At 50.5% G+C, this 18,938-nt stretch carries 18 protein-coding genes; 7 read left to right on the top strand and 11 right to left on the bottom strand.

Annotated elements, in window-relative coordinates; genetic code table 11:
* Positions 1–515: 515 nt before the first annotated feature.
* The 4 genes from BW956_RS20755 (at position 516) to BW956_RS20745 (ending at position 3,361) form a co-directional block, all read left to right on the top strand.
* The gene (locus BW956_RS20755) at positions 516–815 is read left to right on the top strand and encodes a type II toxin-antitoxin system TacA family antitoxin (RefSeq protein WP_076466179.1); all 300 of its coding nucleotides are present in this window, start codon (positions 516–518) and stop codon (positions 813–815) included.
* A complete protein-coding gene (locus tag BW956_RS20750) occupies positions 790–1,350 on the top strand; it encodes a GNAT family N-acetyltransferase (protein WP_076466114.1) in 561 nt (186 codons plus the stop codon). The genes BW956_RS20755 and BW956_RS20750 overlap by 26 nt, the downstream gene beginning before the upstream one ends.
* An 872-nt stretch (positions 1,351–2,222) precedes the next feature.
* Positions 2,223–2,507, top strand: a complete 285-nt coding sequence (locus tag BW956_RS22335; protein ID WP_139327262.1) for a hypothetical protein — start codon at positions 2,223–2,225, stop codon at positions 2,505–2,507.
* A gap of 14 nt (positions 2,508–2,521) precedes the next feature.
* The gene (locus BW956_RS20745; RefSeq protein ID WP_076466112.1) at positions 2,522–3,361 is read left to right on the top strand and encodes a hypothetical protein; all 840 of its coding nucleotides are present in this window, start codon (positions 2,522–2,524) and stop codon (positions 3,359–3,361) included.
* A gap of 22 nt (positions 3,362–3,383) precedes the next feature.
* Here BW956_RS20745 and BW956_RS20740 read toward each other — a convergent pair whose 3' ends face one another.
* From BW956_RS20740 to BW956_RS20690, 11 genes are all read right to left on the bottom strand, one after another.
* The gene (locus tag BW956_RS20740) at positions 3,384–3,623 is read right to left on the bottom strand and encodes a hypothetical protein (protein ID WP_076466109.1); all 240 of its coding nucleotides are present in this window, start codon (positions 3,621–3,623) and stop codon (positions 3,384–3,386) included.
* Entirely contained in the window at positions 3,620–6,703 is a 3,084-nt protein-coding gene (locus BW956_RS20735; protein ID WP_139327261.1) for a hypothetical protein, read from the bottom strand. Before BW956_RS20735 ends, BW956_RS20740 begins: the two co-directional genes overlap by 4 nt.
* Positions 6,704–6,707: 4 nt before the next feature.
* The gene (locus BW956_RS20730) at positions 6,708–7,817 is read right to left on the bottom strand and encodes a hypothetical protein (RefSeq protein WP_139327260.1); all 1,110 of its coding nucleotides are present in this window, start codon (positions 7,815–7,817) and stop codon (positions 6,708–6,710) included.
* A gap of 101 nt (positions 7,818–7,918) precedes the next feature.
* On the bottom strand, positions 7,919–8,545 hold the full coding sequence (locus tag BW956_RS20725; protein WP_139327259.1) for an HNH endonuclease signature motif containing protein: 627 nt from the start codon (positions 8,543–8,545) through the stop codon (positions 7,919–7,921).
* Entirely contained in the window at positions 8,545–9,060 is a 516-nt protein-coding gene (locus tag BW956_RS20720; RefSeq protein WP_139327258.1) for a hypothetical protein, read from the bottom strand. The genes BW956_RS20725 and BW956_RS20720 overlap by 1 nt, the downstream gene beginning before the upstream one ends.
* Positions 9,053–9,601: a hypothetical protein gene (locus BW956_RS20715; RefSeq protein WP_076466096.1), complete on the bottom strand. Its 549-nt coding sequence runs from the start codon at positions 9,599–9,601 to the stop codon at positions 9,053–9,055. Before BW956_RS20715 ends, BW956_RS20720 begins: the two co-directional genes overlap by 8 nt.
* 6 nt (positions 9,602–9,607) lie before the next feature.
* Positions 9,608–11,011, bottom strand: a complete 1,404-nt coding sequence (locus tag BW956_RS20710) for a hypothetical protein (RefSeq protein ID WP_139327257.1) — start codon at positions 11,009–11,011, stop codon at positions 9,608–9,610.
* Positions 11,012–11,046: 35 nt separating this feature from the next.
* Positions 11,047–12,390, bottom strand: coding sequence for a hypothetical protein (locus BW956_RS20705; protein WP_076466091.1), 1,344 nt, complete (start codon positions 12,388–12,390; stop codon positions 11,047–11,049).
* Entirely contained in the window at positions 12,383–13,447 is a 1,065-nt protein-coding gene (locus tag BW956_RS20700; RefSeq protein WP_076466088.1) for a DotH/IcmK family type IV secretion protein, read from the bottom strand. Before BW956_RS20700 ends, BW956_RS20705 begins: the two co-directional genes overlap by 8 nt.
* Positions 13,447–14,163 (bottom strand): DotI/IcmL/TraM family protein, encoded by a 717-nt coding sequence (locus BW956_RS20695; RefSeq protein ID WP_076466086.1) that lies wholly within the window; start codon positions 14,161–14,163, stop codon positions 13,447–13,449. The genes BW956_RS20700 and BW956_RS20695 overlap by 1 nt, the downstream gene beginning before the upstream one ends.
* Before the next feature lie 13 nt (positions 14,164–14,176).
* The gene (locus BW956_RS20690) at positions 14,177–14,479 is read right to left on the bottom strand and encodes a hypothetical protein (RefSeq protein ID WP_139327256.1); all 303 of its coding nucleotides are present in this window, start codon (positions 14,477–14,479) and stop codon (positions 14,177–14,179) included.
* Between the two features lie 131 nt (positions 14,480–14,610).
* Here BW956_RS20690 and BW956_RS20685 point away from each other — a divergent pair, with 131 nt between their 5' ends.
* From BW956_RS20685 to BW956_RS20675, 3 genes are all read left to right on the top strand, one after another.
* The gene (locus BW956_RS20685; protein ID WP_139327255.1) at positions 14,611–15,597 is read left to right on the top strand and encodes a thioredoxin domain-containing protein; all 987 of its coding nucleotides are present in this window, start codon (positions 14,611–14,613) and stop codon (positions 15,595–15,597) included.
* Between the two features lie 76 nt (positions 15,598–15,673).
* Complete coding sequence (locus tag BW956_RS20680; protein ID WP_076466078.1) at positions 15,674–17,158, top strand: hypothetical protein; 1,485 nt, start codon at positions 15,674–15,676, stop codon at positions 17,156–17,158.
* Between the two features lie 66 nt (positions 17,159–17,224).
* The gene (locus BW956_RS20675) at positions 17,225–18,928 is read left to right on the top strand and encodes a hypothetical protein (RefSeq protein WP_139327254.1); all 1,704 of its coding nucleotides are present in this window, start codon (positions 17,225–17,227) and stop codon (positions 18,926–18,928) included.
* Positions 18,929–18,938: the final 10 nt, after the last annotated feature.

Here is an 18,938-nt window from a genome sequence, read left to right as displayed (position 1 = left end):
CAATTCTCCCGACGATAAATCAAACTTTTTCCTGGGCAAGTTACCCGTTGCCATTATGTTAGCTTGCGTGTTTGCAGGTAGGCCTTCAGTTTGAAGGGTGTCTGACGATTCAAGGCTCCTAGCCCTGATACCATGCCTGTCGAAACAGCGATGTTCGTCACTCCAAAAGAGCGGCGTTTCACCTACAGACGGTAAATTATTATCAATCGATATCCATTGATTTCCGTTCTTACCCATCCACGCATGTGAATCAAGTCCGATCCTTCAAATACGAATCACTTCCCGAGGGTACATAGCGTGGGTATGACTGGGCTTCAGCATTGGGCACCTCTGCCATCAAGACGCATACGCTCCAACGTATGCCAAAGTGGCACACATTGTTGACCTTCTGGGGTTCGTATGCCAATATGGCATACAGGTATCGAGCACAAGTCAGAGAGACACTACGCACATGCCTACTCCCCGTGGCGCACTACGCCCCGGTTTGATGAATGAAAAGAGTGAGAATCTTTGTAATGGCAACAGTTGAGAAAGCTTCAAAATCATCACGGCTCGTAAGTCGTGCTGCACCGGAAGTGATCGAGCTAGTACAAGATGCGGCGGACATTATGGGCACCAGCGTTTCAGACTTCCTCCGTGAGATCGCCATTGAGCGAGCTCGGGAAGTGGTAACCAAACATGAAAAGTTTGAACTCTCCTTAAAGGGGCAAGCTCAAATCATGGACGCCATCATGAATCCGCCTCCGATTAATGAAGAACTACTGAATATCGCGAGGAAAATGAAAGAAAATGGTGGAATCAACATCCAACTCTAAAACCAAGCTGACACAGGTTCAGCTTGATAAATCTGTACATGATCGAAATGGATTTGACTGCGGCTCAGAAGAGCTGAACAAATTTCTGCAACAACAGGCCGCCGCAATGGATAAGCGGGGCCTAGCCAAAACGCAAGTGCTCGTGGATGAGCAGAATCCTAGCGAAATTCTGGCCTTCATGACACTGAAGAACTCTGAGGTTGTTTTTGCACCAGGCACAAAGGTGCCGGGCCGCTCAAACCCGCCCAACAATACTGCCCCTGCACTTCTGCTTGCTCGCATGGGTGTGGCTCAGCAACACCAGGGCAAAACCCTGGGTAAGCATCTAATCACCTCTGTAATACTGCAAGTTGCTGAATGTTACCGGCACCCTGCCATCCCGCCCTTTATTGGTATAGTCGTAGATCCAAAAGACGGTGCAGACGGGTTCTATCAGAAATTTGGCTTCGTTGAATTTGAAGCTCCTGATGGACAAACCCGCCTGTTTTTACCCCTTGAGACCTGTCTCCAGTTTGCTCAAGCCGCTGGCTATTAATTAGCAAGCAGGCAACACAAGGAATTTCAACAAAGCGGGATATGTCCCGCTTTGTTAGTCTCAATTTGTAAACACTGACCCCTACAGAACTTTCCGGGCCTTATCCCTAGCCCCCGTAAAGTCGAGGCTAGAAGTGAAACTGCCTTTCTACAGCTCGCAGGGTAGTAGAGCTAACTTTGATACCAGCGCTACTCATTGAACAAAAGGCGTTCGCTTTCCGTATTCCAGCTCCATCTCTGGGTTGTGAAACAACAGTATGCAGTGCAGTCAGACTGCATCATATTGGCCTACAAATGCAATTCTGCGAAGTTTAAATGTACCCATTTTTTAGCTTGCGTAATTTCAGCAATGGTTTACCGAGAAAACTTTTCAATACGAGGCTCACGATTCAAATGATCATGAATCTGATCGCAATCGAACAGGCGAAACCACTCTACAACAAATTCGTTTTTCTCTTGTTGGCCGTATTGGGCATGAGCTGCTCTAATCGCCCTTGCTTATGGTCGAGCATCAGCTAACGTTGTAAGCTCAACCATATAGAAGTTCCGATTATTTAATTAACCTATCACCATATATACACTAACTATCTGTGCAATAATGCCTGATCTACCCCCTTAACAGAGTGAAGTGCGACTATAAGAGCTATAGCAATCCCTTGATGCAAAATCGGAAGCCCGCAATGCAGTTAAAGGTATGAATCTTACAAGTTTCAACTATTTCAACACCAATCAAAAGCAACCATTCACTGTTAAATAAAGGCTCCTAATATTGCATCCTGACTGCACCGCGAACATTGATTCCATCAAGCAGCTGGCACCAGCAACTCCAAAGCCAACGCTGCGGGAATACACGAATCTAACTTGGACTTTTTTATGATGGAGTCGATTGAAAATCATAGGTTTATTGCAGACCAACCAGAACGTTATCGACCGGATGTGAAACTCCTAGCCATCGTTAAGAATGGTGCAATTCAATTAGCATTCTGTGATACCGAAAAGTCCCTAAACCTGAATGGTAGGCAATGGAACCATCTTTATGGACCTGAAGCCTCATACATTACGAATCATTGGTTGGACTTTGACCCGGATGGATTCGGTTTTGCGGGCGGTGCATCTACATTTAATTCCAACCGGCTCAAAACATATCGAGTGGGCTAATTGAAATGATATTGATGAAATCTACTCCAGTACTAAATACCATTGCGCTGCGCACCAGTTCTGATTCTGACCAGTACTTGAAAAGGGTCGGTACACGTACCCTTCTGGCTATTCCTGCCCCCCTTGGATATTCCGGCAGGATCAGCTTTTCAGAACCAGGAGGGTTAAAGGATTCATTGATTCATGCTCGAAAAGAGCGTGATCGCTTTTTGGGGTCTTTTGCCCCAACCGATTTACCCCGCAATCTGGTTTCACTACCAGCCGAAGATCTCCCTGAAGATTTCGCCAATGCTATAACAACATTCGTGAACCTGCTGGATTTGCACAGTATCAGCTGCAGCTCGCTGTTGGTGCTTGGCTGTTTCAAAGATAAGGCCCTAACCTTCCGACACGTTCAGAGTGACCTGCAAGTTGCACGCCAGGATATACTCAATCGGTTCTATGACCTGGTTAACAACGGATATGTTGAGGAGTACAAAACGAGTCAAGCCCCTGCAAAGCAGTTAACCACTAAAGGGATGGAAGTACTGAAGTCGGTAAAGGAAGTTCTGTTTCATTTGCGTGAATGGTACGAGGACATTTCTGCTCCCCCGTTCACATGGTACCAACAACACTGGTCACATGGCCGGTTGGGGCTTATCCCAGTATTACTACTACTTTTATCAGGAATGCACTCTGCAGCTGAAATAGCAGGTGTACTTCGTACGCATAGAAGTGTCATTTTTACAAAGCTGAATAGGCTCACCGAACTTGGCTTTGTTTGCAAACATACGCCCAGTGTTCACGGTGAAGCCTACCCGGTTATTACTGCGCTTGGTATTCAGGCACTCGCGGGCCTATACCGCGCAGTTTGACCCTTACTTACGCTTTAACGGACTAAGGCCTGAAGGTATTACGCGCCTGCTTAGGGCCAACGTAGTGCTTAACGTCAAAGACGTATTCAACGAGCCCCGTATCCGTGATCCAGGATCTCGTCATCTGTATGCTGATTACATCAAGACCTTCGTCACTGAAATGCTCCTTCAGCAATCGTTCGGCCTGGTGTAGATCGTGAGCTTCAACCGTGATCTGGCTTGTGGGCTCCAGAGCTGACTCAGTGCTTGTTTGATCAATCATAGGCCCTCTCGGATCTCCTGTGTGTAGATAGCACGCCCATGCTCAATGATGCTGTCTTTCAGGCCTTCCAATACGTTCTTGTTGTCCTGGGTTTCTTCCAGCGTCATCAGGCCCATATCCTCTGACTCACTCAATCGGTGTAGCCGCGTCTGGTATTCATCTTCGATCGAACCACTGGGGTACATCTTGGCCAGCAGTCGGCGTCCTGGTTCATCACCGAACTCCTGGTAGATGGCATCACGAACTCGTGAATCACGGTTCTTTGTTGAAAGCCCCCACAACTTTTGTGGCCCCATCTTCACGTTTACCAGCTGCGAGTAATAGCCTTCATCAGCATCCATCATTAGCAGGATCCACGCGCCCTCTTTAGATGGTGGGCGTATGCGTCTGATAACAAGCTCACGCTCGTTATCCGTAAGTTCAAGGCTCTTAGCAGCATCATCAATGGACTTCTTGGTGAATCCACAAATGATCCTGCAGGTAGAGAACTTGATAACACGCTGCGGCATCTCAGTCACGTCCTGGGAACTCAGGATAATACCAATTTCCCACTTTCGGCCTTCGTTGGTGATCTTGGTACGCATAGAGTCTGCCTGTGGGATACCGGCAGTACGCTGCACCTCATCCTCCATGAACACGTTCGTCGTCTGACGAATGGAACGGATCCAGTCTGAGTAATATGCCCGGTACCGCTCGGGAATGTAGGCCAGGCGGTCTTCCTTCCAGAAGAACCGGCTGGTCAGTATCCTCGCGGCCACAGTTACAAAAATGGCGCCCTGCTTCTTAAGCGAAAAGTCTGATTTCTTATCACCGGCCGGCACAACCTCTTCCATATCCAGCGCAATGATTCGAGCATCGCCAAGATCCAGTTGCGAAATGTTCGACAGTGCCGGGTAACGCTCGCTGACCTCACCAATACGGCGAGCGAAATACTCAACCAACTTTGTGCTGGTATCGTAATCTCCCGGGTACTCTTCGCGGATTTCAGATCGTGACGCGACTCGGGCAAGGAACGGCAATGTTGGAGCGGCAAAGCGCTGAACCAATGACGCAGCACGGTGTTCACCTGCATCATGAAGCTCATCGAAGATATACCACCAAGTGTCAGTCTTCTCCGGGCGTAGTCCAATGCGCTGAAGTGCAGAACCGATTTCTGGCCAGTAGCGATCGTTATGAGCGCTGCCGGTGTAGTAGTTCGGTGAAGACTTAGGGCCCTTATCCGCTTTCAGGTCGTATGCCAGTTTGAGCACTGCCTGTATAAGGCCTGGTAGATCAGGATGGATAGACTGAGTGCGGTCATCAGACAGCATCAGCTCCAGCAAGTTGGAGATGTCTGCATTGTGTTCTATCAAAGGTCGGCGCAGGGCGTAGTCAGTCTGCAGAATGTTATACGCATCACGCTCAACGTTGTTGAAGCGGTGGTACATGGCTAAATGCTTTTTGCCTTCTGGCAGGATCGATTGCGCTAGCCTAATGGAGCCTAATGAACTGGTGCCGATATCGGAGATGCCGATGTAAGGCACGTCCGGCGACGACATAACAAGGCTACTGATCATGTTGTTGATCGTGGCAGACTTACCATAGCCTGGCTCGCCAACCACCAGGTAAACGTGGTGTCGCATTACCTTGTAGTCGAACGGCTGGAACGCCAAGGGCCGGCCGTCTTCACTCAGGAACGTCATTGCACCTTTATCAAAGGGGAGTGACGGTCGAGTCAATGGCATCTGGTACAGCAGCTCTCGCAAGGGGCCAACACCCGTCGGCGCGATACTGCCGTTTCGGTACCCTGGCAAAGTGCTCATGAATCCTTCTTTGACATCATCACGCAGGAAGTAGCCATTGGCCTGGCCCCAGCCATTCACTATCTGTAACAAGCGATCGGCGTTCTGGCGAAGTCGGTCTTCTTCCCCGAGAGGTGCCCAGGTAGTCAAGCAATACTGGCCGGCTGCGTCTGGGAAGCCATGCTCTTTCTTCAACTTGCCAAGCGCATCTATCTGGTCCCGAACCTGCTTGTTCGTGCTTGGGATTGGAATGATCGTGAGCAGTGACATCAGGGCATATTTAGCCGTGATCTGGCCTGCACCAGCGGAATGCAGTAGCGCCGAAAACCGGAACGGGATCTTGTATCCATTCGCTTCACGCAGCAGTTTGTTGAATGGAATGCGTCCATTGGGCATTACACGCAGCGCCAGTATCTTGTAGACCCGGTTTCCGACAATGAGCATGTCCTTGAAGTCAGGATGATACTCAGGCTCTGAAGGCCATAGTTGGGTACCAATTCGCTCGGGCATTAGAGCAGCCGCGGCCTCCTTGACCATCTCCTTTTGGTTTTCAGCCGGATAAATGATGTTCCCAGTATTGGTGCCAGCCAAACGTGGCGACCAATTGTTCCCGGTCTTGTGTTCATCAATGCAGCGCCGGATATTGCGCGTAAACTCTGAATTATTCAGTCTTCGTAGCGAGAATCCGAGGTGGGTCATGGCTGCCTGTAGACGCTCAAGCATGGAGTTGTGCGTGCTTGCTCGCATGGAAAAGTCTGACATTTTCGTTAAAGACTGGCGGGTACGAGTATGGAGCTTCCGGAAAGCGTCGCCGGCCAGTAACTCACCGCGCGCAACCTGTGTTCTAACACTGGGTAAGGTCCAGCACACCAACCAAGTGCGCTCTATGTGCAAGAAGTCCTGCAACATAGTCATCTCTTCATTCAGTAGCTCATCATTCAAAAGCCCTTGAGCACGTGAAGCTGAGCGGATGGGCGAGTAAATGTATTCCAGCTCCCGTTTAATAACGCCCTTGTCGGTGTCTTGCTCATAGAAAAAACCGATGTCATGAGCTTTGGCATTGAAGTACTGCGCCAGCGTATCTTCCAGTTCCCGGATGTTTTCCTCATGCAGCTCTGCGCCGATGAAGGTCCGGTTGCCTCGGATCTCAATAACCGAGACCAAGCTGCCGTTATCACACACAGTGATGTGCGTATCACCAATCGGCAATGCCAGGTCACAGGATTTCCCGGGGTGCTGGGTTTTCTCCATGCCTCTGCTAATGCCATCCACTATCGAACCGAATAAGGAAACACCCACACTGTTACTCCGTCGCTAGAATATGATGATTGAGCTCAATCACTGATTGAGTATTTCCACTGCTTAGCATTGCCATTAGCATGCTGTAGTGGTCCCCTTGGCGTTCCTGGTATTGGACCTGAAGATCAGTCACAGGCATCAAGAGTCGGGACTGGTCGAGCGTATTGATAAAGGCGCTGCGGTCATTCAGTGACAACGCCAAAGGATGGCTTTCAAAGCCAATTCGGTTAACGCCATAGCCCGAAAGGCTAAAACCAAGTTTCTGGAAAGCTTTCACATGTTCGACCAGCGCCATTCGGGCTAGGGCAGATAGGTAGATTTCACTAAAACTGAGATGAGGCGTACTGACGCCTAATCGCGATCCTAAGATGGCATCAAACAGCAGGAAAAGACTGTAGGAGACTTGTTCGCGAATGAGTCTCTTACCCATCTCAACGCCGGCTACTTGGCTTAACGGCACTTCAGCTCCCAGTGTTGAATGCTGTTTGGCAACAATGCTGTGATCACAGGGCAGCGAGTACCCCAGTTCGGTGCAGGCCTGCTGATACTCAGGTAATGCCAGCCAAAGACCCTGCTCCGTTCTTCGGGGGGCATATCGATGATGTGGTAACAGCATCAACTGTTCTAATACTTGGTTGTTAGTGATAAGCACGAATGCCGTTTTTGGCATTGTTGATTCGAGGTCGAGGTAATCGACTGTTTCGCAGTATCTGAATTGACCGATGGGATAAGGCTTTGTTGATAGCGCCCTAAACAGCATGGTCGGCGGAACGTACACGAAGAAAGGTGTGCTCCGCGAAGGCGCGAGCTGACAAAAGCGCTGTGCTGCCTGGCTCTGCACTGATTTCAGACGTTTTTGAGGTGTCTTGGCTGGTGCTGCCCTCTCAACAAGCCGGGCAGAAAAACGATCATACGCAAAGCCATAGGACCTTTGAGCCTGGAGCGTCCACCCATATACGTCCTGCAGGAGAGTAAGCTGGTCATGTGGTGCGGCACTGCTTAAGCCCAAGTCACTCAATGCAGTCGCCATTCGGCTGTAGAAGTAGCTATTGTTCTTAATTCGCCAGCGCCCTGCATAGCGTGCATTCAGATCTGACTCGGTGAGATCAGTCATCCAGACACTATCGTCAGGCAGCGATTGGACGCCATCAAACTCGACCACAGAGCCATCTGGGCAGCACGCTAAGGAATGTTCAAAGAATGCGACACCTGGAGTCATCGTGACTGTGTTGTTCCGCTGTTGCTGGCGTACTCAGAAGCAAACCATGAACGTTCAATGGGGTTGATCCAGTAGCGGATCGCTTCTTCATATGGGGCTCTATCCAAGCGAACCCGGAGCTTCGAGAGGTATGCAGATTTAGGAAAGGCATAGGGTGCCTTTTCCAGCACCTCTTGGAGGATGTTCGGTTCACCCTTCCAATCCATTTCACTCCATTGTTTTGGGGGACAGTCGATCGCACGTAAAAGCCGATCAGCGGCCTGTGCCATGTCGCCCCACTCGGTACCGGACGATAGGGTCATGGCATAGCAAGTACGCACAACATTGTTCAGGCGCCCTTGCGAGATCCAGGGGGCTTCAATAAACATACCCTTCCCTTCAAGCAGGTCAAGCTGATTGAAGTCCACGCACATATCACACAAAGGCACCCAATTTGCCGGTTCCGAGTGCAAGCGTTTATCACGCACGACAACATGGAAATGGCCCAGCGGGACCTGGGCGGTGAGATAAGTCTGGAATCCGCAGTACTGACAGCGGTGATCGAAGGACTCGATCACACGCTGCAGTTCAGCAACGTCCACTCCCGTAATGGGCGCACTCCAGTTACCGAGCACTGAAGACATTATGCTGCCCGTACGGTAGTGAAATCAGCATTAACACTGGCAATGTATTCAACACTTGCCGGCTCAACAATGGAGCTGCCACGCAAACGGTTCAATCCGTCAGTATCTGCATCAGTGCCTGCAGCTGTACCGATGAAAAAGCCCAATACAGTCATCAACGCAGCCAGGCCTGCGCCAAACAGTGCTCCCATACCCAGGTTGCCCGTACCGGCTTGCTCAAACTTCTGTGTCGCGGGATTGTTAGGGGCCATTTTGATCATGGCCATGCCAATTAGACAGGTGCCGGCGATTACGACCCCTACAAACGCAAAGGCAAGAATCACGAACTGGAAAATGCCGCCCGCCTCATCCGCCCAGTGCCCTTGAGCCATGCTTCCAAGGCTTTCACCAGCCGCCAAAGCATTAGCACTCATAAGAGCAAAGGCTGAAGCCGCTATTACTGATTTCAGTGTTTTCTTAGTTTTCATCACGGATTCCTTCATGTGGTTGTGTGATAGAAAAGGTTTTTTAGCCAAACAATTTGTCGCCCATTCCTCCGAAGAGGTTGGCGAAGTCACGGATGTAAATGATGACGGGACCCACGATGACGCGGACAATACCTGCGCGCATCTGCTGCTTGTCACCTCCAGGGGAATTGGCGTGTGCAATATTTGCCAGGCCCCAAAAGCCAATGAGCACGCCTAATAATCGGAGGGTGTATTCAACGAACATGCCCATCATTTTGACGGGGGTGAGGCCACCGTTAACCTGCTCTGGGGGGAACAAAGAGCCGTAGCCATGGTCCAGAACAGACTGCCCAATCGTTGCAAACAACCAAGCTGCTACAACCATTCCGGTACCCGCCAATATGGAAAAGCACGCCATGCCGAAGTTGTACTCCTGGGGCGATAGCGTCATGAAAACTCGCAACTGAACCAGCCGATAGAAATTGACGCCAATAATGAAGACACCGACGAGCGCAAACGCCACAAAGCTGAACAAATACAGCCCAGGGTAGTTCGCACTAATGGCCATCATCATGTTAACGGCCGCTTCTGCAGTTGAGTTCTCAAACATATGGGTTTATCCGCCGCAAATGATGCCGTTCGTAAATTGGATGTACTGCGGGTAGTCACGATCGACAAACATCTGTACGCGACCTAACCCCGGTACCGGAGAGTGCATTTCGAGAAGTGTTCTGTAGCCGTCGCTGAGTCGCACAATCATTGCAGATGAATCGCTCAACATGGCCAGTTTCCATTCTTTGGAAGCGTATGAGCACGGGTTTTGACTCTGCGCAGCTGGGACCATGCTTTGGACACCCAAAGGCATGCTGGGGCTTGTGAAGCCACCTACTGTGGCGGGAACTTCAGCAGAGACACTTTCCTGAGGACCCTTGCCAGCGGGCTGAACGGGTGTCATGACAGGTACTGGCGAATTGCCCGTGATGACTTCGTTTGCAGCTTCTTTGGCATCAAATCCGCAATAGGATGCCCAACGAGAAATGCCAAGCGACTTTTCAACTTCGCACATGCGGGTATAGGACACCCATTTCATGTCCTTCTCGTGCTTTTCTGTCAGCTCGGCTGTCTTTTCCAGTTTCTCGACCCGGGCAATGAGTTTTGCATCAGATCCACCGGCTTTTTGGGTGCTCACGACTTCAGCCAGACGCTGCATCTCCTTCTGCATTTCAAGTATGACTTTGCTTTGCTCACGCAGTGCATCCTTCATGTAGCGCAGCTGATCGCCATGCGTTTGGTGAAGTACGGTTGCAGCCGAATCGAATTCGTTAAACTTCGCTGTTTGACGATTAAATTCGTTTTTGAGTGCATTCATTTCATTCAGCAGACTGACATGAGCCGCACTGGAACCTTCCGACAATGGCAGTGGGTCATTACCCTCCCGGTGTGCCAGACCACCAAGCTGAGTTGCACGAGCATGTTCATTGCCAGCTTGTGTTTGAGGGTTGGAATAGCCAGGCTCGTGGCTTGGCATCCCGGTAGCGGCACCGGTACCTGTGTTCATCGTAAAAACGGGTACCTGAACAGGCTGAGCTTGTGCAGCAGGGGCAGAATAGGCTCCAGCCGCTTGCGGCTGAACAGAAGCAGGCTGAGTAGTGCCCACAGCTGGTTTCGTCTGGATTGCAGGTCGAGCAGGAAGGTCAACCGGCTGGAACTGGGCATTCGTTTGGTTGAATCCACCGCCAACACTCATATACGCTGCCGCACCACCTACGCCAAGCACAGCAAGCCCCATGAATCCGACCATTAACTTCAGCACGGGGTTTACACCTTTCTTTCGCTTCTTAGGTGCCTCGACTGCTTCTGTGTCAGTGTCGGTTTGTTTGCCTTTTTCGGATGAGCCTGCATTTTCGGCAACGTCCTCTTCATCCAGCATCTTTTTCAAATCCTCCAGTTCGTGTTCTTCATCGCTTGGCTCTCTAAGTCCTAGAGTCGGGTCCAGACTGCCGTGTTCGTCATGCGCCATTGCTTAGTGGTCCTATTCAGTCAGTATTCGATTGATTAGTAGTTCCTTGAGGAACAGCCTCGTGTTGAATGGGGCACTGAGACCGGCTCCATAACCAACAACTGCATCTCTTGATGAGGAAAGACCCTTGACGTTATGGGTCGATCAAATAGCTCAATCAGTTTTTCTGCAGCTTTGTCTCCTGCGGAGGAGACAAAGACTTCTTTAAGCTCATCATCGGATAGGCTGAACGCTACAGCTGCTTCTTCATTGGTGACGGCCGCTGCCGTTGCAGTTGTCTTTAACGCTGCAAGCATTGATCCTGTAACTAAGCCCCCCCAGCGAACCAAAATGTGTCTATCAACTTCATCCACGAATGCCGGGAGCTTGGACTGATGATTAAATGCAACGAGATTTACCGGAACGGGCTGCCCGCCATACGACAGGGTGTTGAAAACAAGTGATAGCTCCTGGTTGTAGTTGCTCAGCCTTTGCCAGGTACCCAACAAGCGGCATCCATCCAGTTCACCACCCATGATTTCTGCAGCGACTTCATTACGGGCAACATCGGTATCGACTCCAGTTAAGGAGTACCCAAAAACAAAATGACCGGGATCTAGGACCTGACGGGCAACGGGTTCATTAACTTGGGCTGTCTGGTCCTCTGCCTGGACGCTGCCGCCTAGCTCCAACCCAGGTTGAGTGCGACCGGAGGGTGCATTGTTGGCAGCCAGCAGTTGTTCCTCCTCATCTGGCTCGAATTCAACCAAAGTTCCATTAAGGAATTCGCTTCCCTGGCTCTTGGCCTTCTTAGTTTTTTCGAGCGCAGCATGTAAGTATGGATTTTCCTTTTCCTGCTTAGGCTGGGTCGTAACCGTGTTTTGTTTGGCATCTTCTACACGCGGACTCGATGCGCGGCTGGCAGTTTCCAAGTCCAACTTGAAGACCGGCACATCAACTGGAGCAGCAGGCGCTGCGTCTTCAACCGCAACGACATCTGTCTTAAGCTTCGCTCGGTCACGTATCCCGGCCAGAACATCCTTGGTGCTAGTTTTTTCCGGGGCGGGTCGTGCACCGGCGAAGTTTTCCCCCTTCTCCCTCGCCTCACCGGCTGCTTCCGCATCATGCTTGGCAATTTCCGCGCGCGTACCTGCATCAAGAGTGTTGGTGTCCAGGCTGGTGCTTTCGGATGCAGACTCACTTGTTTCTGTGCGTCCTAAGCTTGCGGTCTGTTTGTCTTCGCTCATCCACCAGTACCAAGAAAAGGCGCCAACCAGAGCAAACACCAAAAGCAGGCGATTAAACCCACTATGAGGAGTTGCAGAACTAAACAGGCTGAAAAGTCCTGATATGAAGTTTTTCTTCTGTGTGCTGGTATCAACAACCGGGGCATCACTCATAAGGCATCCTCGCTGAAGCATCAAAACGAGCGCCGATCTCATTACTGGGCGCTGCTATTTCGAGAAAGAGTGCTTGTCCGGTCTTGGATCGAATGGAAAACACTTCACCCGCTAGATCAAACCGGTACACCCTGTATCCATCAGGGCCATAAACGATCCCTGTAGGGTCTGGCGCTGGATTAGTCAGGTGACGGGTACGGAAGTACAGCGAATCACCACAACTGAATACATACAGATCCAGTGGCGGGGCGGGATTGCCAGTAATTGTTCGGGCTTGAACAGATCGAGCAGCGCACCGGTATGCCGGGTTTGGCTGATAAGGGTTATCCAAAATTGCACGGGCAATTGGATCGTCCAACGCCGTAGGGTATGGAGGCTCTGCAGGAACAGGAATGGCTTCACCAGCTGCCCGAGGCGCAATCGAAGGCAGGGTTAGTTTCATGGAGTCGTGGTAAACCTTGATGTTCACAGCCACCGGAACGCTTACACCCATATCCAAGCCATCGAAGTACACTTTGAGGTTGCTTCGACCGGCCTTGGATGCGCCAGATGAATTCACACCAACGACATGTTCAATAACGGGATTTTTTTCGGCTGTGATGAGACTGGTGTTACCGGCTGTAACCTTCGCAACAGGCCAGGGTTTGCCCTGCATGTCGAAAAACGCCAACTCAGACTCATAACCAGAGACCAGTTTTAATTCAAAGTGTGGGGGTGCGTGCAACTTGACGGAGAACGTTTCATTCAGGGCACGTAGCTTCGGACTAAACTGCTCGGCATGTTCATAGACCTTGATCGCCTGATTGACCTCAGCATTCTCACTCGGCGTCAAATCGTTAAAGGCGCCCTTAATGGCTTCGACGACCTCCGGCGCAGGATCTGCATCGTACTCATCAGCCACAATTGGCTTTGCCTTTGCCACGGGATCGGCCTGAACTTGAGGAGGCACATCCGTTGCGGTTGTATCTGCCAGTGGAGCTTCATCTGCAGAGACCACTGTGGAGCCTGTTGCTAAGGTTATAGCCAGGAATAGACGAGCGAGCTTGAAGGCTTTCATCAGTTCACCGTTTCATCAATACGCATAACTCGAAGGCCACCACCGCCCTCTTCCGGGGGCACTTCCTGAATATCCATGGTTATGTTCCAGGTACGACTGCCGATGCCTTCAATGTCTATAACCTCTTCATTCACAATGACTTCAACTCGATACAAGCGGTAATGCCCGCTATAGAGCATTTGTTGTGTGACTTTTGCTGGACGAGGAACTACAGACTCATAGCGAGCACGGTACTCACGCGCACGCTGGAAGGTCCCACCGTCGAGTAGCTGGCCGGTGTAGTCAGAAAGTGCACGCGGATCCCAGTACGGGCGTTCATCTTCAAATGCTTGAACGTAGTTGTTATAGGTCCATGTATGGATGCTGATAGCGCGGTCACGGGCGAAGCTCTTGATGTCGCGCAATTCGTAGAACGCCTTTTCAGCAACAGCCACCTCAGCAACGGAACCGTCGTCACGCTTCTGAATGACTTTGATGTCCGTAACAGGCTGGGCAATTACGGCGAGGCCAACCCCCATGATGATGTTCAGAGCAAGTGAGCAGGAAAGCCATCTCGATAACGACTTTTCTCGTGTTACGCGGTCTTCAGTCATGACGCCTGAAAGTACAGAAGCAATTTGGCGATATGCTGCGACGTCTTGTTCTGACTTGTTCATCTGAGCGCGTGCAGTCTCAACTGATTTTTTTCGGGACTGTTCCTGGTTTTCAGGTTCCATACGCTAAGCCTGCTTAATCCCAGAAGTCGGGTTTAGGGTGGTAAAGATTTCGGTCAAGGCGGTATCCAGAAACACACTCCAAGTAATCCCAGATCGCTTTTTCTCGTGGGGGGGCGCGGAATGAGCTGTTATCTTCGGATGTAAACCAGCGGCGAACCTCTGAGGTGCTACACCCCAGCTCTTTCGCAACCAGTTCATAGGCCGACATGATCCCCGGTTTGTCCGCCAGCTTTATAAGCTCAACGCGCAGATCAAAAAGGCGATAGACCTTTTCGTTCTGATCCTCTATCACTCCAATTTGTCTCTTTTCAGACACTAAACCCCCCAGAAAGCTAGATTGCTCAAAGTGCGAGAAATATACTATATTGGTTACATATACGAAATATGTGATTTTCTGTTTTTGTACCTAATATAAATCAAAGGGGGTTTGGCGTGGGGGCAGGCAAGATGGGCATTACACAGGCTGTTCGAAAGTATTTTTTAAGGATGGTTACCGCTTGCGCTTTAGCATCCTCGGCAACCTGTACGCTGGCTGCCGGCGTTCCGGAGGCTACACAGAATCGTGCAGTGGCTCTTTTGAAGGCTCAGAACCCGAAAGCCAGCATCATGTCGGTAGAGGCTTTCTATGCATCATCTCCCAGCAGCCAAGTCTCAGCCGTCTTGAATGCCAGCACACTGGTGACTTACATGGTTCCAGGAGATTTGAAAGCATCATTTGCCATCATGCTTCCTGACGGTCAGCACATGATCATGGGGCCTATTGTTAAGCCTGAGCCAGGCGTAAATGCTGCCAACCGTTTAGCCACTGAAATGAAAGCGCCTGAAGTGCCGGAATTTTCGTTGATAACAAACTCTCAACCAGTCATCAGCTCCGCTGTACAAGCGCCAACTGTGGAGCCCAGTATATTTGATGATTACCGTTTGACTCCGGATAAGCTGGCGAGCAGTGAAAAGCACGGCACTCTTAACCCAGAAGAGTATATGGCTGCGCTTAAGGGTGTCAGCGCTATTACGACAGGTAATGGACCACGCCATGTATATGTTTTCACAGACCCTAACTGCCCTCACTGTCGCTCTGAATACAAGTACTCAAAGAGTCATCAGAGTGAATTCACCTTTCACTGGATCCCCATCTATAGCGTCACGCGCAATCCAACCGTGAGCCACATTGCGCTCCATCAGCCCGATCAAGCAGAGCGTCTTTCATACCTGGATCGACTCATGCAGAGCCCCAAAACGGCCATTGAACGCGAGAGTTTGATTGCGACAAATGATGTTGCGCTGTCGATGGCAGATGCGCAGAAGCTTTATATGCGCCTTAATGATCGCGGTACCCCAGTGACTCTTTTCGAGAGTCCAAAGGGGGGGATTACTGCAGTGAATGGATCAGATTCTAAGCTCTTTGAGATGATCAAAGACGAAATGGATCTCTAAATAGCCTGCGGGGGTTTACCGAGTTCTGATTAAAAGTGATAGTATTCGTATATATACACTATATGATATACAGACAATGACTGCAGATCTGATTCGTGAAATCCTCGCCACTCTTCCTCAGCGTGCTCAGCTAAAGCATGACAATGTTAAAAACTGGCTGAGGCAAACACATGAACAAGTGGGTGATAAACAGCTCTTATGGCATCTGAAACGTCAGATTGCTGTAGGGGGATCTGAAGTTGGAACGTTGCTCCTTGAGGCTCAGGGTCTCACTCCTCCCTTTGGTAGAACTGGGGCCACACTTGCCGCAGAGAAGCTGTTTCGCCTAACACCTGATAAGCCTCCGCCTCACATGATGCGGGGCATCAAGCTTGAAAGCCCACTTAAAGAAGCAATCCTGAAGATCTATGGCGGCAGCCGGGATGTTGCTGCCGAACAAGCACTTCAAACCCCTTGCGAAGACTCTCCGCAAAGCATGGCCGGCAATACGGACATGTACTGGACCCTCAATGATCAGCGCATTCTTGTGGATACCAAGGTTCCCATGTCCGCAACCGAAGCCGAAAACACCGGTTCTGATAACCACAAGCTGTTTACCTACAAGTCCCAAGTCCATCACTACGACATTCTGGGCGAAGCCCGAGGATTTCCTGCCGATCGTCTGGTGATTGCCGAACTGGATGTGCCTGTCGAGTTGGCAAAGGCATGGACCAGCATGGTGAAAGACAACCGCGCCATGGTTGTTGATCAGATGGTGAGTCTGCTTAAGCAGGAAAAGCCTGGCATGCGGGTGAATTTCATTGAGGTAGAACCCGACTTGTCGGTCGAACTCTATGGCAAACAGACCCCTATTCGCGATGCAATCGTTCAGGTTTGCGATGACTTCATGACCAACCTGGTTAATGGCGATGTGCGACCAGCGCAGAAATCAGAGCAACAGCCACCAAGCGGCAAAACGGCTCAACGGATCTCAGTGCTGGAAAGTAGGATTGCTTCCTTGAATGCCATGACTCGGTATGCCGAAGAGCAGAAGAGTCTGGCATATGACGAGTTGAAGGACGTGTTAAGTAAACAGCATGTGGATCCTGCCAACGTCGAAACATCCCAGCTGAACATCAAGGGCGTTGAGAAATTCGACATGGATTCGGCTGTATCAACGCTGGCCCGTTATTCCATCGACGTGGATAGCCTGTCCCAGACGGTAGATGTTAGCTCTTTGAACTCTCGCAGTCTGAATATATCCGCAACCTTGGAAGTGCTCAAAGAGCACAACCTGCTTCACAAGTGCATCAAAGATCCAGGGTACGACATCGATAAAGTTAAGCATGCACTCGAATCGTTGGGCGAATCCCCCGAGACCTTCGCCCAACAGGATTACTCTTTCCGCGTCAAAACGAACAAGGATGCGAAAGTTTATCAGCAGTCGCTCATTCAGCAGGCAGAAGGCCTGGAAGAAGTGCTGATTGCCAAACACACCCGCTCACTACTTGCCGAGCAAGCACCAGATGTGTCGAAACACCCTGATATCCAACCTAAATCCCCATCAGTAATGGGCATGTAGGTCTGGGTCTCAAATTGCGCCCTATGGGCAGCCCAATAATGATTGAAACCAATAAAGGTAAAGCCAATGTCCCTTCTTGATCAGTTTGAATCTGCTCGTGTTCAAAACAGTTTGCCGCCGAGCATGAATATTCCGCTCCGTGTGACTGGGTACCAATTATCCAATACTGGTGATCGAAATCAGGATCGAGTGATGGGGTATCGATTGGATACTAAAGAGTATGTGGAGGCATTGGTTTACCAAAACGCAAACCAAGCCAACCAGCCCCAAATTCGTGATGTTCAGAGCCGTGTAGCCATTGGCGGGACAGTGTTACTGAGCAACTGCTATGTAGACCAAAAAGCACAGCGTATCGATTCCAATGCAGCCTACACCCTCAGCACACGCTGGCCATCAACAATGATCCCTGATGCAAGTAAGGGATCGACCTGGGTCGGTTGTGCGCGAGTAAATCCGCCGTTCATCCATGATGATGGAAAGATGTCCTTATCAGTGGACTTGATAAGAGGGTCAAGCCCCGTCAGCTCACTCGATGAGTTTAATGAAAAATTCTTTGCTGGCTTGTCCCCCGCAGCTGCTTCCAAAGGAGGCTCTCCTCTTGCAGGTGTTCGCATTATTGAATTTGATGATAATGGCGAGCCGTCTAAGTCGATCCTCGAAACCTTTGCTCCCCAATGGCGCCAGGATACGTATGGCCCTGCCAGCATTGAGGAAACCAAGGCGCTGTATGCCACTCCCGGAACGGGAAGGCATGAGATGCTATCACGTATTGCAGGTGTCGTTGGCAAAGCGGTCCAGTCAGAAAAGTACCAGGTTGAAATAGTCAACTTGATACGATTTTCGGCTGGCCCGAAGACCAAACAAGACACAGCCAATAAGATGCAGAAGGGCCAATCAGGCAACTTGTTGCCTATGGAACCCTGCTATCTCTCCAGTATCGATCCTGAAACGGGTGTCATTGGTAAATCCAATAAAACAGGGTTCACAACCTTCGTAGTGGCGCTGCGTAAAACTGGAGATAACGGGTTGTTCGTGACCCGTGCAACGCCATTAATCCCTTCAAATCCAATTCTAATTTCTGGTATTGAAACCCAGCAGGATAGAGATTTAAACGGTGGTGTGATGAGCCAGCCTTCTCCAGCTCCAGCTCCAGCTCCAGCGGAGTCATCGCAAGCACAGCAGCCACAGCAGCCACAGCAGCCACAGCAGCCACAGCAGCCACAAAGTGTGGCTGGCCAAGCCGTTGCGTCAAGAGATCAACGAAGAGCAATGGCACGAGCAACTGGTCATCAGGCTCCTCATACTCCGGCGAACCAACAGCCCGTCCAGTCACATGCACAACCTACCGAACGGGTTGCCCCGGTGATCGCTCCCCCACCGGCAAAACAGCAGTTTTCGCTTGAGCCTGGCAATGTAGGACAAGTGATTTTGGTACCACCCCGTATGAGCGATGAAATGGCTAACTACTTCGCCTCAAACCTTAGCCAAGTGGCCACCTTGAATCAGCTACCAGACGGCACCTGGTCATTCCCGGCAGAGCAGTACGATGCTGTTCAGGAGGTATTGAGCAACACGCTACATGTTGTTGCCAATAACTATCCCGAATACGACACCCAAGTGAACACCACCGCCATGGAGGCTTTCGCTAAGGAGCCGGTACATGGCCAGGTGCCCCAGCAGCAAAATAACTCTTCCGGTCTTGATTTGGAGCTTTTGGGGTCGGAAGTGGACTCCATGTTTGCTGAATCAACCAGTGGCATCTCGCGCTGATTAAAGGGGT

It is taken from the genome of Marinobacterium stanieri, from assembly GCF_900155945.1.
Lineage (GTDB): Bacteria > Pseudomonadota > Gammaproteobacteria > Pseudomonadales > Balneatricaceae > Marinobacterium > Marinobacterium stanieri.
Note: the sequence above shows the minus strand (reverse complement) of the source record. Positions and strands in the feature narration are given on the sequence as shown.

Bases quoted from the DNA above. Each gene is read 5' to 3' on its own strand.
- BW956_RS20755 (WP_076466179.1), top strand. From the start codon at position 516: ATGGCAACAGTTGAGAAAGCTTCAAAATCATCACGGCTCGTAAGTCGT.
- BW956_RS20750 (WP_076466114.1), top strand. From the start codon at position 790: ATGGTGGAATCAACATCCAACTCTAAAACCAAGCTGACACAGGTTCAG.
- BW956_RS22335 (WP_139327262.1), top strand. From the start codon at position 2,223: ATGATGGAGTCGATTGAAAATCATAGGTTTATTGCAGACCAACCAGAA.
- BW956_RS20745 (WP_076466112.1), top strand. From the start codon at position 2,522: ATGAAATCTACTCCAGTACTAAATACCATTGCGCTGCGCACCAGTTCT.
- BW956_RS20740 (WP_076466109.1), bottom strand. From the start codon at position 3,623: ATGATTGATCAAACAAGCACTGAGTCAGCTCTGGAGCCCACAAGCCAG.
- BW956_RS20730 (WP_139327260.1), bottom strand. From the start codon at position 7,817: ATGACTGATCTCACCGAGTCAGATCTGAATGCACGCTATGCAGGGCGC.
- BW956_RS20725 (WP_139327259.1), bottom strand. From the start codon at position 8,545: ATGTCTTCAGTGCTCGGTAACTGGAGTGCGCCCATTACGGGAGTGGAC.
- BW956_RS20715 (WP_076466096.1), bottom strand. From the start codon at position 9,601: ATGTTTGAGAACTCAACTGCAGAAGCGGCCGTTAACATGATGATGGCC.
- BW956_RS20710 (WP_139327257.1), bottom strand. From the start codon at position 11,011: ATGGCGCATGACGAACACGGCAGTCTGGACCCGACTCTAGGACTTAGA.
- BW956_RS20705 (WP_076466091.1), bottom strand. From the start codon at position 12,390: ATGAGTGATGCCCCGGTTGTTGATACCAGCACACAGAAGAAAAACTTC.
- BW956_RS20700 (WP_076466088.1), bottom strand. From the start codon at position 13,447: ATGAAAGCCTTCAAGCTCGCTCGTCTATTCCTGGCTATAACCTTAGCA.
- BW956_RS20695 (WP_076466086.1), bottom strand. From the start codon at position 14,163: ATGGAACCTGAAAACCAGGAACAGTCCCGAAAAAAATCAGTTGAGACT.
- BW956_RS20685 (WP_139327255.1), top strand. From the start codon at position 14,611: ATGGGCATTACACAGGCTGTTCGAAAGTATTTTTTAAGGATGGTTACC.
- BW956_RS20680 (WP_076466078.1), top strand. From the start codon at position 15,674: ATGACTGCAGATCTGATTCGTGAAATCCTCGCCACTCTTCCTCAGCGT.
- BW956_RS20675 (WP_139327254.1), top strand. From the start codon at position 17,225: ATGTCCCTTCTTGATCAGTTTGAATCTGCTCGTGTTCAAAACAGTTTG.